11 protein-coding genes are annotated in these 13832 nt (G+C 53.5%); 10 read left to right on the top strand and 1 reads right to left on the bottom strand.

Translation table 11 applies throughout. The features are described from left to right. Nucleotides 1–50: 50 nt before the first annotated feature. From ACLHIJ_RS08340 to rplI, 8 genes are all read left to right on the top strand, one after another. Nucleotides 51–1634 carry a CCA tRNA nucleotidyltransferase gene (locus ACLHIJ_RS08340; RefSeq protein ID WP_411298925.1) on the top strand — a complete coding sequence of 528 codons (1584 nt, stop codon included), beginning with the start codon at nt 51–53 and terminating at the stop codon, nt 1632–1634. Further along, a complete protein-coding gene (locus tag ACLHIJ_RS08335) occupies nt 1631–2938 on the top strand; it encodes an MFS transporter (protein WP_411298911.1) in 1308 nt (435 codons plus the stop codon). Before ACLHIJ_RS08340 ends, ACLHIJ_RS08335 begins: the two co-directional genes overlap by 4 nt. 65 nt (nt 2939–3003) lie before the next feature. Further along, nucleotides 3004–4224 carry an AI-2E family transporter gene (locus ACLHIJ_RS08330; protein ID WP_411298910.1) on the top strand — a complete coding sequence of 407 codons (1221 nt, stop codon included), beginning with the start codon at nt 3004–3006 and terminating at the stop codon, nt 4222–4224. 22 nt (nt 4225–4246) lie between these two features. Further along, entirely contained in the window at nt 4247–6415 is a 2169-nt protein-coding gene (locus tag ACLHIJ_RS08325) for a transglycosylase domain-containing protein (RefSeq protein WP_411297203.1), read from the top strand. A 210-nt stretch (nt 6416–6625) separates the two neighbouring features. Then, the gene (gene rpsF, locus ACLHIJ_RS08320; RefSeq protein WP_411297202.1) at nt 6626–6931 is read left to right on the top strand and encodes a 30S ribosomal protein S6; all 306 of its coding nucleotides are present in this window, start codon (nt 6626–6628) and stop codon (nt 6929–6931) included. A gap of 15 nt (nt 6932–6946) precedes the next feature. Further along, on the top strand, nt 6947–7486 hold the full coding sequence (gene ssb, locus ACLHIJ_RS08315) for a single-stranded DNA-binding protein (protein ID WP_411297201.1): 540 nt from the start codon (nt 6947–6949) through the stop codon (nt 7484–7486). Nucleotides 7487–7545: 59 nt separating this feature from the next. Continuing rightward, a complete protein-coding gene (gene rpsR, locus ACLHIJ_RS08310) occupies nt 7546–7785 on the top strand; it encodes a 30S ribosomal protein S18 (RefSeq protein WP_411297200.1) in 240 nt (79 codons plus the stop codon). A gap of 14 nt (nt 7786–7799) precedes the next feature. Next, complete coding sequence (gene rplI, locus ACLHIJ_RS08305) at nt 7800–8249, top strand: 50S ribosomal protein L9 (protein ID WP_411297199.1); 450 nt, start codon at nt 7800–7802, stop codon at nt 8247–8249. Nucleotides 8250–8366: 117 nt separating this feature from the next. Here the strand turns inward: rplI and ACLHIJ_RS08300 are convergent, their stop codons facing one another. Then, complete coding sequence (locus ACLHIJ_RS08300; RefSeq protein ID WP_411298909.1) at nt 8367–9719, bottom strand: MATE family efflux transporter; 1353 nt, start codon at nt 9717–9719, stop codon at nt 8367–8369. Nucleotides 9720–10718: 999 nt separating this feature from the next. On the opposite strand from ACLHIJ_RS08300, the gene ACLHIJ_RS08295 reads away from it, so the two are divergent. Together ACLHIJ_RS08295 and dnaB are read left to right on the top strand one after the other, a co-directional pair. Continuing rightward, entirely contained in the window at nt 10719–11918 is a 1200-nt protein-coding gene (locus tag ACLHIJ_RS08295; protein ID WP_411298924.1) for a cobalamin-independent methionine synthase II family protein, read from the top strand. 317 nt (nt 11919–12235) lie between these two features. Further along, nucleotides 12236–13588 (top strand): replicative DNA helicase, encoded by a 1353-nt coding sequence (dnaB, locus tag ACLHIJ_RS08290; RefSeq protein WP_411297197.1) that lies wholly within the window; start codon nt 12236–12238, stop codon nt 13586–13588. Nucleotides 13589–13832: the final 244 nt, after the last annotated feature.

Genomic DNA, 13832 nt, shown 5'->3' with positions numbered 1-13832 from the left:
TGACGACAAAACCAGACACCACATCCCATCAGACGACGGCCATCACTGGAATGAACCAGCGTGCCCAGTTGCTCGTCCAAGGGCAGGTGTCCTTGAATAAGCTTCCTCGGGCAATTCTTGAACTAGGATCTATTTTCGCACGTTCCGGAGAAGAATTGGCGTTAGTCGGTGGTCCGGTTCGGGACGCTTTTCTTGGACAACCGATTCACGATTTTGATTTCACTACCTCGGCGCGCCCGGATAAAACCGCTCAGTTACTTGATGAGTGGGGGGATACGACGTGGGATATTGGCAAAGAGTTTGGCACAATTGGGGCCGCTCGCTCTGGGCTTGTGGTGGAAGTGACAACCTATCGGAGTGAATCCTACGATCCGCACTCCCGCAAGCCAGAAGTCGTTTATGGGGACAGCCTAGAAGGCGATCTGACTCGTCGGGATTTTACCGTCAACGCAATGGCTGTTCGCTTACCGCACATGGAGCTGGTTGATCCGTGCGGGGGTGTGGATGATCTCATCGCCGGCGTGTTGGAAACTCCGGCTCCAGCAGAGCAATCTTTTGACGACGATCCCCTACGAATCATGCGGGCGTGCCGTTTTGCCTCGCAACTGGATTTTGACGTTTCTGAGCGGGTCATGCGGGCTATGGCCGATATGGCACAGCGATTGAGCATTGTTTCAGTGGAACGGATCAACAGCGAATTAACTCGGTTAATGACGGGCATATATCCACGTAAAGGCTTGGAGCTGATGGTGGAAACCGGCGTGTGCGATGTTGTTTTGCCGGAATTTTCACAACTGCGAGATATTAGTGACGAGCACGGCCGCCATAAAGACGTTTTCGAGCACACCTTAACCGTGCTGGATCAAGCCATTGAGCTGGAAACTGAGGATGACGGGCCGGTTCCGCGGCCAGATTTCATTCTGCGATTCGCTGCCCTCATGCACGATATTGGCAAACCGGCTACTCGTCGATTTGAACCAGATGGCACAGTATCCTTTTATGCCCACGACATCGTCGGTGCTCGGCTAACCAGAAAACGGATGAATCAACTGCGCTTTGATAAAGCAACAACGAAAGCCGTATCCCGACTCGTAGAGTTGCACATGCGATTCCACGGATACGGAGATAGTGCCTGGTCGGATTCCGCGGTTCGCCGATACGTCACCGACGCTGGAGAACTGGTTGAACGCCTCAACCGTCTCACCCAAGCGGATTGCACAACGCGTAACCGACGCAAAGCGGCGCGAATTCTTCATGGGATTCATGATCTGGAACGGCGGATTGCGGAACTTAAAGCCCAAGAAGAAATTGACGCGATTCGCCCGGATCTCGATGGCACACAGATTATGGAATTACTCCAGTTGCCGCCTGGTCGGCAGGTTGGTCACGCGCGTAAATTCCTTCTGGAACTGCGAATGGAAGAGGGGCCGCTCGGGGAAGCAGAGGCCACTCGGCGCCTTTTGCAATGGTGGGAAGAGAACCGCCCAGATCGGGCGGAGGTGGCAGTGTCGGATGTGGCGGCGGATAGGGAGGCTGCTTCGCATCCGGATACTTCAGATACGGCTACTTCGGATAGGGCTACCTCGGATACTGTCACTTCGGATACAGCTAATACAGACGCGACCACTTCATGAGCCAGCCTTTCTCCCAAATTGGCGTGATCGCCCAGCTTAGGGCGTGCCTCGGTTACCGCTCCTACCGGCGATTATTGCTGGTACGGCTCATCTCCCAATGCGGCGACGGCATGTTCCAAGTCGGATTAGCGACCCTCTTTTTCTTCTCCCCACAGCATGCCGCCACGGTAACCGGAGTAGCTGGTGCCTTCGCGGTGCTCCTCATTCCCTTTACCGTGGTTGGCCCGATTGCGGGCCCGTTCCTTGATCGTTGGCGTCGGCGCAATGTGCTGTATTACGCCAACAGTTTGCGTATGGGATTAGCTTTAGTGATCGCAATATGTATTGCACTATCGCCAAAGAACCCAGTGATTTATGTACTAGCCCTCATCACCTTGGGGATCAATCGTTTTCTCCTGTCAGCGCTATCAGCCGGTCAGCCGCATACCCTGCCTGCGCACCTGCTGGTTATGGCAAATTCGATCACCCCAACCCTGGGATCTATTTCGGCTGGATGTGGGGCTGGCGGTGGCTTCCTCATTAGCCTTTTTGCCAGCGGGGCGGTGCGCAACGTCTTGGCATTGGGGATGGCGGCCATCTTGTTCTGTGTTGCGGCGCTATGTGCATTGCGACTATCCGCCGACGAGTTAGGCCCGAATCGGCATGCCGTGACGAATACTGCGTGGGAGAGTTTGCGTCATACCGTGACGAATATGCGGGTAGCGACGCGATACCTCCGGGCGCGCGGCACCCCTTTTTACGCCTTAGGTGTGATGGCGACCCAGCGTTTCCTGTACGGGATGAACTTCATTTCTTTGCTGGTAATGAGCCGACATCTCCTGGTCAAATCGGGGGACATCACGGCAGGGTTAAAGATTTTTGCGACGATTGCCGCTATATCTTTTGTTGGAAATGCGCTCGCGATTCTGGTAACTCCGGCGGTGTGCCGGTATTGCCAACCAGCGTATTGGATTGTGTTGTGCTTGTGCTGCGGCATGATCTCTCAACTACTGTTGGCAACAAGCTATGCTCGGCCAGTGCTGTATGTGAGCGCGGTATTACTAGGTTTTGCCGTCCAAGGCGGAAAAATTGCAGTGGATTCTATTGTGCAAAGCGATACTGAAGATCATGTTCGCGGTCGAGCCTTCGCCCTCTATGACATGATGTACAACGCGAGCTTTGTGGCGGCAGCCTTCCTGGCAGCTCTCACTCTCCCGCAATCAGGATGGCAACCGAAACTCTGCCTCGTTTTAGCAGCGGTCTACCTCGTTGCGGCTGGATGCTATGCCCGCGCAATCCGTCGTGTGGGCAACGCACCACGCTAATTTTCGCCGCTCCCTACTCCTGACGCATAATGTAGCCCATTATCAGAACATGAGAAGATAAGCCTATGAGTATTTCTGAGTCAACTTCTGCTGCTGAGTCATCGGATGTGGTTATCGAAGAACTTGTTGTCGAGCCAAAAGACAATGACACGAACGGCATTATTATCCTCGCCGTCCTCGCACTGATGACCGTGGCAGGCCTTGGTCTGCACTTTATTGCCCCGGTTTTCACCCCGATTTTCTTGTCGTTCACGCTTGTTTTAGCCGTTCGACCTGTTGGGCGTGGGCTGATCCGGCGGGGTGTGCCCTCGTGGATAGCTTCCTCTTGCGTCATTATCGTATTGATTATCGTTGTTTTTGGGTTGCTGGGGATTACCGTTTTACTGCTGACTCCCGTTCCGCAGACGCTCATGAATTACTCGGAGAATTTCGAAGTAATAACCAAACAATTGATGGATTGGCTGGAAAAGCACGGATCAAAGACGATTGATCTGCAGTCTTTCCTGGAGCAATTGAACTTCAATTCATTGATTTCGATGGCCCTAGATCTCGTCGATAAGCTCACATCCTTTGGCGGGCTTATCATGATCGTTATCGTCGCGGCCTTCTTCATTGCTATTGATACCACGGTGACGGCTCGACGCTCCTTACTGGTCAACGAGCGGCACTCCAATATTGGTCGGGCGATGAAAGAATTTGAGCGGCGTGTGCGCTCCTACTGGCTGGTATCGACCTTCTTCGGTCTGATTGTGGCGGTAGTTGATGGTGCGGTTTTGCAGATAATGGGTATTCCCCTTGCCTGGACGTGGGCGTACTGGGCGTTCATCACGAACTACATCCCGAATGTGGGATTCATCGTCGGTGTTACCCCACCGATGGCAATGGCATTGCTGGATCAAGGGTGGCAGTCGATGGTGTGGGTGCTCGTGCTGTACTCTGTTATCAACGTCGTTATCCAAACCTTTATTCAGCCCAAGTTCACCGGAGATGCCGTGGGATTATCCCCGACGGTCACTTTCGTCTCCTTGGCGGTGTGGACCTCCATCGTCGGGCTATTGGGATCAATTTTGGCAGTGCCGTTGACCCTCTTTTTCAAAGCTCTTCTTGTGGATTCGGATCCGAAAGCTCGCTGGCTGGACGCATATCTCGTATCAGAAGCAGATATTACGAAACGTTTAGACCGAGGTATGTACGCGCCAGAAGACGAGGACGAGGAGGAAGAACAGCCGCGTCCTCGGAATCGAAAGTTGCGTATGCGGGGTCGTAAGCTCCGGTTAAAGCGGTAACGCTACTCATCACGAGGTAATCATGGTACGTACAGGGAAAAAGACCGCAAAGAAAACAACGAAGAAAAAGCGGAAAGGTGCCGGGTATCCCCGACGTGGCTATGGGCCGATTCGGCGCTGGCTCCCGTCGTGGCGGATTGTGCTCGGGTCGTTTTTCACCCTTATTGCCTTAGGTTTTGGGGCTATCGTCGGCATGTATGTGACTACTGATATTCCAGAACCAGATGATTTCGCGTTGGCGCAGACAACAACGGTGTATTACTCCGATGGGACGACTCGACTGGGATCTTTTTCCGAGTTAAATCGCTCCTCGGTGCCGTTAAACCAAGTATCCCCGTCCCTCCAACATGCAGTGATTTCCTCGGAGGATTCGTCGTTCTATGAAAATTCTGGGGTGGATCTGAAAGGCATTACCCGAGCGTTGGTGAACAATATGTTAGGAAAGCCGACGCAAGGTGGATCGACGTTAACTCAGCAGTATGTGGAACGCTATTACACGGGAACGACGACCTCGTTGCTTGGTAAGGCGCGAGAAGCGATTTTGGCGATCAAGATTGACCGCGAGCAATCCAAGGATGAGATTCTTGAAAAGTATCTCAATACGATCTATTTTGGTCGGGGAACGTACGGGATTGAGGCGGCGTCCAAAGCGTATTTCGGGGTGTCTGCAAAAGATCTGACCTTGGCGCAGTCGGCTATGTTGGCTGGAATTATTCCTGCTCCTTCGGCGTGGGATCCTGCGATTGATCCAGATCAGGCGCAGGCGCGGTTCCAGCGAGTGTTGGGGCTGATGGTTAAAGATGGCTGGATCACCCAAGCAGAAGCAGATGCGGCGGTGTTCCCGCAGGTGCTATCCCCAGAAGTGACGAATGAGTTCGCTGGAACGAATGGGTATTTGCTCGCTGCGGTGCGCGATGAACTGGTGGCGCAAGGATTTTCTGAAGAGGATTTAGCCACTGGCGGGTATTCGATTGTGTCAACGATTGATCCGGCTAAGCAGCAGGCGGCCGTGGCGGCGGTGGCGAAACTCCCGCCGGATCGACCTGCGAATAATCATGTCGGTTTGGTTTCCACGGATCCGCGTAATGGCGAGATTTATGCGCTTTATGGGGGCGCAGATTATTTGAAGCGGCAACGCAATGCGGTGACGCAGGATCGTGCGCAGGGCGGATCGACGTTTAAGGCTTTCGCGATTGTCGAGGCGATGGATTCTGGATATTCGCCGTATGATTCCTTTAATTCGCCAGGTTCATATACGCCAAAAGATGCTGGGCAAAACGTGGTATTCCACAATACTGACGGGTTGAGCTACGGTATGCAGACTATAGCTCAGATGACTGCGAAATCACTGAATACGGGGTTTATTAAACTCAATGAGAGTCTCGGCCCGCAGCGCACCCGCGATATGGCGATTCGGCTGGGGTTACCGGAAAATACGCCAGGTTTAGATGCGGGAGTGGGGAACGTATTGGGTTCTGCGTCGCCGACTGCCTTGGATATGGCGCGAGCCTATGGCACGATCGCTTCTGGTGGCACTCGTATTGATCCGCATATTGTGCGGGAGATGCGCGATAACGCAGGCAACCGAATTTATACGGCGAATTCGATGGGAGTGCCGGTTATCTCGGCAGATACGGCAACGCTGAGCACCTTTGTGTTGACTCAACCGTTGCGCCCGGGAGCTACCGGCGCGGTGGCGGCTTTGGATGATCGTCCGGTTGCTGGAAAGACGGGAACGTCATCAGGGCCGGTGTCGGCATGGTTTATCGGGTACGTGCCGCAGATGTTGACGGTGGTCAATATGTATGCGATTGGGGAAGACGGTTCGGAAGCAATTGTTGAACCTTTTGCTGGGGAGACGCAGGTGGCCGGTGGAAACTTCCCCGCGCAGGTGTGGCATGACTACATGGAGGTTGCTGTTCAGGGAATGGAGGTCAAGCAATTCCCGGACGCGACGAAGCTGATCTCGCATGTATCGCCGCAGCTAGCGCCTAAGGCGCCGACGCCAACACCGACGGTTTCCCCGACGCCTGATCCACAGCCAGCGCCGCAACCGGCTGCGCCAGCACAGCCGCAGCCGGCAAATCCGAATCCTGATCCGAATTCACCGCAGCCGGCGCCCTCGAATAATCCGAATCCAGGAGATGGGGGCACACAGCCAAAGAATCCGCCACCGTCAGGGAATGGATGACAGATAACGATAGGCGGGAGTGCGGTGTCGCAATACGCTCGCCTAACGTAGCACAGTGAGATTGGTCAGTTGTGACCAATCTCGTTGTGTTTATGAGGGGTATTTCTATTAGAATTGCTCACTGACTGTGTGGCATCACGCCATGCAGTGCATGACCCTCCTGTCACGGATGGACCGTGACCGTAAAGACCAAAGGAGGTGGGTATAAACATGCGTCAGTACGAGATGATGATCATTCTCGATCCGGACGTTGACGAGCGCACGCTTCAGCCCACGCTGGATCGTTTGCTTGCCGTTGTTCCGGCCGAAGGTGGATCCCTCGATAACGTGGACATCATGGGCAAGCGTCGCTTGGCCTATGACATTAAGAAGAAGTCTGAAGGCATCTACGTCGTGGTGTACATGACGGCGACGCCGGAGACGGCTCAGGAACTCGATCGTCAGTTGGGCTTGAATGAATCCGTTATGCGGACCAAGCTGCTGCGTTATGAGCCTAAGCCGGAAGAAACTGAGTAACGAGAGGACTGCGATATGGCAGGCGAACCGAATATCACGGTCGTCGGTAACTTAACCGCTGATCCGCAACTGAAGTACACCCAGTCGGGCGCTCCTGTCGCAAATTTCTCGGTGGCGTGCACCCCGCGTTTTCGTTCGCGTAATTCGAACGATTGGCAGGCAGGCGAGACGATGTTCTTCAACTGCGCTGCGTGGGGAGCTCCGTTAGCGGAGAACGTGGCAGACACTCTCTCCAAAGGTATGCGAGTGGTGATTTCTGGCCAATTGCGGTCAGTACGTGCCTATGAGCGCAAGGATGGAACTCCGGGCGCTTCCGCAGAAATCACTGTCGATGAGGTCGCACCGTCGTTGCGCTATGCGCGCGCTGAGGTGACGAAGACGTCGAACGGTGGAATGTCGGAGTTTGGTAACGCCCAGTATGGCCAGGACAATCGTTCTGGTGGTTATGGCCAATCTGGTCACGCTTCTTATCATGCCCCTCAGGGCGGATCGATGAATGATCCGTGGGGTGGGCAGCCAGAAGGATCAGCATTCGATAATCCGCCCGGATTCTGATTCTGATTCCGACCGGCAGTAAATACTCCGGTTTATGTTCATGTGAAAGAGGATTCAAAATGGCAGCAAAGCCTGTTTTGCGCAAGCCTAAGAAGAAGTCGAACCCGCTGAAGTCGGCAAAGATTGAGGCAATCGACTACAAAGACACCGCAACTTTGCGGAAGTTTATCTCTGATCGCGGCAAGATTCGTGCTCGCCGTGTGACGGGAGTTAGCACCCAGGAGCAGCGTCAGATTGCTCGCGCCGTGAAGAACGCACGCGAGATGGCCCTGCTTCCTTACTCGAGCTCGAACCGCTGAGAAAGGGGACGTATATGAAGATTATCCTGACTCACGAAGTTGAAAAGCTCGGTCAGCCCGGCGATGTCGTCACGGTCAAGGATGGTTACGGTCGTAACTACTTGATTCCGCGTGGATATGCGACGGCATGGACGAAGGGTGCGCAGCGGCAGATCGATCAAATTAACGAGGCTCGTCGCCGTCGTATCACGGAAGATATCGAGTCGGCACGCGAATCACGCGATGCGCTCGAAGCTAACGTATTGACGATCGCTAAGACTGCTGGTTCTAATGGTCGCCTTTTTGGTGCGGTAACTACTGCTGATGTTGCACAGGCAGCGAGCGAGGTTGCTGGCAAGGCGATTGACCGCCGCCAGGTGAATGTCAACGGCTCAATCAAGTCGGTTGGCGAATATGTTGGCTCGGTCAAGCTGCACGCTGATGTTGTGGCTACGGTGAAGATCTCCGTCGTTGCCGCAAAGTAACGCGCTCGGCTGGTGCTGAGCTGACTTCTATCTGCTTGGTACCTGCCTGATAAAACGACTGTGTCCCTCGCGCTTTCGCGCGAGGGACCTTTTCATACCCCTATTTTCATGCATGGGCTATGTGAGCTGGTTATTTTCCGGATGCATCCATTGGGTTCCATGTACTCGATAGATCATGGTTAATGCTCGTATTCCCATAAATACGACGGCGTATCCCATCCAGAGCCAGAGCAATCCAGCGCTTGCCCAGGAACGAGCTGTACCAATAAAAAGCAGTGCAATTGGAGTGAATACGGCAAGTGCGGCCAGCATATATCCAGCGAGGGGGCGGGTATCGCCAGCTCCCATAAGAACGCCGTCAAGCATGAATGCAAGTGCGGCGATGGGCAGAGTTGCAGAAGTAACCCACATGGTTCGGGTTGCCAGCCATGAGACGGCGGGGTCGTTCGTCATGATTGAGGGAATGACGAGAGAGCCGCCAATTAAGACGATTCCTAAGATGATTCCGGTACGCAAGGCATAGCGCATACAGCGATGTAAAATGCCGTGAACTCGTTGGTATTGGCCGGATCCAAGGTTTTGCCCGACGAGAATTTGAGCGGCTGTTGCGATTGCGTCCAGGCCGAAAGCGGAAAAGTTCCATACGGTCATCACAATTTGGTTGGCAGCAAGTGCAGTTGTTCCCAGTGCGGTGGCAGCCGAGATGTGAAGCATCAATGCGCCGCGCAGGCATAGTGTGCGGATGATGAGTGGGATAGCGGCGCGAACAGATCGCAGCACGCCTGCTCCGGTGGGCATGAGCGATAGCTTTGGGGCGTGGAGGTTTCGCAATCGAATAATTGCGCGGCATAGCAAGAACGCCATAAGGCTTTGCGCTATTGCCGTCCCGTATCCGGCTCCACTGATTCCACAATGGAATACATAGATGAATAGTGCATTGAGGGGCACGTTGACGCTAGCAGCAATTGTTACCCCAATAAGTGGGGTGCGGGTATCGGCAAAACCGCGCAGGGTTCCGGTGGCGGCATAGACGATGAGCATTGCGGGTACTCCCCAGGCGCACGCCTGAATGTATTGGAGGGCTTGGGTGTGGACTGCGGCGGTGGGATGGAACCAGGAGAGGATGGGAGAGGCGGCTAGTTCGAGGGTGGTGGTGATGGCTGCGCCAAGGACGGCGGCGATCCACAGTGCATCGATTCCGTGGCGTAAGGCTTGGGTGTGACGATTACTGCCAACAGCTCGTGCGGTGGCGGCGGTGGTTGCGAAGGAAAGAAAGACGCAGACTCCCACAATCGTCATCACGATAGTTGAGGCTAGGGCAAGACCAGCTAGGGGATTTGTTCCGAGCCAACCAACCATGGTGGTGTCAACTGCGACGAGAAGTGGTTCGACGATTAGGGTAGCCAGCGAGGGTAAGGCGAGCCGTCGAATGGCATGGTCAATTTCTCGTGGGGAATGTGGATCACTCATAGGAATATCCATTTTACGACCCGTACTGTACGGGACCGAATTAGCGGGTAAATGGTTGAGGAGGAGTGAGAGAGCGGGGAGCGGAAAACAGATGGAGGTGCCCGCCGTTTTTCGTAGGGAGGTTGCTGACCGCTGTGGTGGATAGTGGGTATGACGTAACACCCGTTATGCGTTCAAATAGTGAATAGATGTTTTACTATCTGGGACGCGCACTGGGGTGGCGAGGATCGCGAGAGTTGTGCCGACCTTTTCTTAGTATGTGGATAATCTGCTCTCTGTAATGTTCGCATGTTGGGTTGTTCCTACTTGATGTTTGGGCGTGTCGCTTCTGGCGTGTGGTGATTTGTGGATATATAAATTCGCAAAGGAAAGACAATTTATCCACGGCAGTGGATATGTTTGTGGCGAGATTTCGCGAGTGTTCCATATTCTGTCCACAAAATAACGCAACTGTGTGTAATCCTGTGGATAAATTCTGGAGGGGTGGCACATTTTCCGCAGCGACATGCCGCGTCTCCCACAGATTTTCTTCAACAATCCACAAAGGTGTGGATAAAATTGTGGTTTGTTTGCTGGGGTATGTGTCCGAGGTGAGAGCGCAGGTGTGGACAAAATTGAAAACCTCAGATAAGGCGACTGTCAGATATTGCATTGCGGAATGACCTTTAATAGATATGTTTTGGCGTGAGAAGCTATGCACATCTTCGGTGTAATACGAGTCTGCTGAGCTCGTGCTGTGCGCTGGCAGGTGTATGGGCAATTAGGTGCAAACATCTTAAGAACTCCACAAACAGTGTTTCGGAAGATCCACGCCGAGAGAATCTGTATCTGAAATTTTGCTTGTTATACCTTGGTATTGCAGATTCTGGTTTCGGCATAGCTACGCTCCTATATACCGCAGAACAAGAAAATACTCTGCCCCTGTTCATCACGTGACCAGCGTCGAAACACCGGCTATCTGCGAGTAACCTCCAAAGTACTTTTATTGAGGAGGGTAGGCTGATGATTAAAACAACTCATGTGGGTTCATTACCGCGTTCTGCTGCGTTGTTAGCAGCTAATAATCGTCGAGCTGACTGCGCGATATTGGATGAAGAGTTCGACGATATTGTTCAACGAGAGGTCGCAGATGTCGTTGCGCGTCAGAAAGCCATTGGCATAGATATTGTCAACGATGGTGAGTACGGTCATATAATGCGCGAAACTGTGGATTATGGGGCGTGGTGGTTCTACTCCTTCACTCGCTTGAGTGGCATTTCTTTCCGGGATAGCTCGGCATGGGATGCCACGAGCCCGAAACTATCACGGCCGGGTCATATCCAGTTGACGTCTTTTGATGATCGCAGAGATCGCAAACCATTTGCGCAGGCATATGCTGACCCGACATCTGGAATCCATACCGCCGCCAAAACGCCTCGTCGTGCTCCGGTTTTTACCGAGGAGATCCGGTATATCGGGCACGATGCGGCGCGCAGGGATATTGCCGCATTACAGCAGGCAATGGCAGAAAATCAGGTATCAGAAGGATTTATTGCGGCGCTATCCCCAGGATCTGCGGCGCGGTTGCGCGATGAATTCTATGGTGATGAATCCGCTTTGCTGACGGCGTGCGCGGATGCGATGGCTGAGGAATACAAGATCATCACAGATGCGGGATTGACGGTTCAAATTGATGCTCCAGATTTGGCGGAATCGTGGGATCAGATCAATCCAGAGCCGACCGTGGATGATTATTGTGCCTGGTTGCAGGGGAGAATTGACGCTATTAATCACGCGTTACGCGGTATTGATCCACAGCGTGTCCGTCTGCATATCTGTTGGGGGTCATGGCATGGGCCGCATACGACAGATATTCCCTTCGAGGTTATTGTGGATCAATGTCTGCAGGTCAATGCGGGATCTTTCTCCTTTGAGGCTGCCTCGGGGCGGCATGCGCACGAGTGGCGGGTTTGGCAAGGGGATCGGCTTCCGTCAGGGCGTAAAATTGTGCCAGGCGTAATATCGCATTCGACGAATATCGTTGAGCACCCGCAGCTAGTGGCGGATCGGCTTATTCGGTTTGCGGAGCTGGTTGGGCCGGATCGCGTTATTGCTTCTACCGATTGTGGCCTGGGTGGGCGAATTCATGAGCAGATTGCTTGGGCGAAATTAGAGTCGTTGGCGGCTGGGGCGCGGATTGCGAATGAATATTTTGCGTAGGTGCTGAGGGCTTGCGTTGTGGAATAGGCGCGGTAGACTGACGTGCTGACGTGCTGACGTGCTGACGTGCTGACGTGCTGACGTGCTGACGTGCTGACGTGCTGACGTGCTGACGTGCTGACGTGCTGACGTGCTGACGTGCTGACGTGCTGAGGACGTATTATGCACATGCGGTGGGGTGGCAGCGCGTTGCGTCATGTGTAATTAACAAGCTGGGATCGGCCTGCACGCACTACTCGAAATTTTCTCGGTAGCCAGCTACATTAGAGCGGAGGGGTGCGAGGAGCGCTCCGGCGAGCACAGTGTAAGGAGCGTTCATGAGCGAAGTTATGCCCGCACAGTTTGAGCGTGTTCCGCCGCAGAATCTTGACGCGGAACGCTCGGTGCTCGGCGCTATGATGTTGAGCAAGGATGCTATCGCAACCGCATTTGAGATCGTGCGTGTCGATGATTTCTATCGTCCGGCACATGCGGAAATCTTTGCAACGATTTTGGATTTGTATGGGCGGGGCGAAGCTGCTGACGCCATCACTGTTGCGGCCGAACTCAATAAAAATGGCAAGTTAGAGCGGGTTGGTGGGCGCGCATATATTGGCGATCTCGTCGTCGGTATCACCACCTATGCCAATGTTGATTATTATGCGCGAATTGTGCGGGAACAGGCGCAATTACGGACGCTTATTGATGTGGGCACGCGCATTACGCAACTGGGTTACAGCACTGATGGATATGACGCGACTCAGTTAATCAATATGGCGCAAGCAGAAGTTTTTGCGATGACGGAGTCGCGCAGTTCCAATGATTACGCGATTTTACGGGAAATGCTCCCGGACGTCCTGCATGAAATTGAGGCGAATTCTCGTCGAGAAGGTATGGCGGGATTGCCGACGGGTTTTGCAGATCTTGATGAATATCTCAATGGGCTACGTTCTTCGCAGATGATTATTGTGGCTGCGCGTCCGGGCGTCGGTAAATCCACCTTAGCGATGGATTTTTGCCGAAATATCGCTATCCGGCAAAAGCAGCCGGTGGCGTTCTTCTCGCTTGAAATGAACCGCGTTGAATTAGTTATGCGCGTGTTGGCAGCAGAGAGTGAAATTTCGCTGTCGTCGTTGATTAAGGGGGAGCTGACCCCGCGGCAATGGGAGATCGTTGCGCAGAAGATTGAAGAAATTGCTAACGCGCCGATGTACGTCGATGATTCACCGAATCTGACGATGATGGAGATTCGCGCGAAGGCCCGCCGGATGCGTCAACAGCACGGCATTGAAATGATCGTTATTGATTATTTGCAGCTTATGACTTCTGGTGGGAGAACGCCGGAATCTCGCCAGCAGGAAGTCTCAGAATTTTCTCGCGCGATTAAACTGCTGGCAAAGGAGTTGGAGATTCCGATTATTGCGATTTCTCAGCTCAATCGTGATCCGGAGCGCCGGACGGATAAGCGCCCACAGGTTTCTGATTTGCGTGAATCTGGTTCTTTGGAGCAAGACGCTGATGTGGTGTTGTTGATTCATCGTCAAGAGAATCGTGATGAGCCGGCTGGTGATCCCACGGCTGAGGTTATTATCGGTAAAAACCGTGCCGGGCGCACCGGAATCGCAGAGTTGGCATTCCAAGGGCACTATGCGCGGTTCGCTAATTTTGCTGCGGATTACGGGGATATGTAGTGCAGTAACCGCTGTGAAGATGGTGCTCTGGGCTTAGCGTCTGCGTGGGCATGGAGCGCACGTATTGCTTGGCTGTTGTTTAGGGGCGCGTTCTCGTAATTGAGGGTGAGAGCATTCGGGTTATAGGACAAAATGTGTTGCTTGTGGGTTAGTCCCAGGTGTTGTGGTATGGGGTGGTGTGGTGGAGTTCGTTCCAGCAGATTGCGTCGCCCCAGGTGGGTATGGTGGTGTTGGCTTGTTGGTG

Origin of the sequence: Trueperella sp. LYQ141, assembly GCF_046599555.1 — a bacterium.
Taxonomy (GTDB): Bacteria; Actinomycetota; Actinomycetes; order Actinomycetales; family Actinomycetaceae; genus Trueperella.
Note: the sequence above shows the minus strand (reverse complement) of the source record. Positions and strands in the feature narration are given on the sequence as shown.

What these genes read in the sequence shown, in the direction of transcription:
- ACLHIJ_RS08340 (WP_411298925.1), top strand. Translation starts at nt 51, where the DNA reads ATGAACCAGCGTGCCCAGTTGCTCGTCCAAGGGCAGGTGTCCTTGAAT.
- ACLHIJ_RS08335 (WP_411298911.1), top strand. Translation starts at nt 1,631, where the DNA reads ATGAGCCAGCCTTTCTCCCAAATTGGCGTGATCGCCCAGCTTAGGGCG.
- ACLHIJ_RS08330 (WP_411298910.1), top strand. Translation starts at nt 3,004, where the DNA reads ATGAGTATTTCTGAGTCAACTTCTGCTGCTGAGTCATCGGATGTGGTT.
- ACLHIJ_RS08325 (WP_411297203.1), top strand. Translation starts at nt 4,247, where the DNA reads ATGGTACGTACAGGGAAAAAGACCGCAAAGAAAACAACGAAGAAAAAG.
- rpsF (WP_411297202.1), top strand. Translation starts at nt 6,626, where the DNA reads ATGCGTCAGTACGAGATGATGATCATTCTCGATCCGGACGTTGACGAG.
- ssb (WP_411297201.1), top strand. Translation starts at nt 6,947, where the DNA reads ATGGCAGGCGAACCGAATATCACGGTCGTCGGTAACTTAACCGCTGAT.
- rpsR (WP_411297200.1), top strand. Translation starts at nt 7,546, where the DNA reads ATGGCAGCAAAGCCTGTTTTGCGCAAGCCTAAGAAGAAGTCGAACCCG.
- rplI (WP_411297199.1), top strand. Translation starts at nt 7,800, where the DNA reads ATGAAGATTATCCTGACTCACGAAGTTGAAAAGCTCGGTCAGCCCGGC.
- ACLHIJ_RS08300 (WP_411298909.1), bottom strand. Translation starts at nt 9,719, where the DNA reads ATGAGTGATCCACATTCCCCACGAGAAATTGACCATGCCATTCGACGG.
- dnaB (WP_411297197.1), top strand. Translation starts at nt 12,236, where the DNA reads ATGAGCGAAGTTATGCCCGCACAGTTTGAGCGTGTTCCGCCGCAGAAT.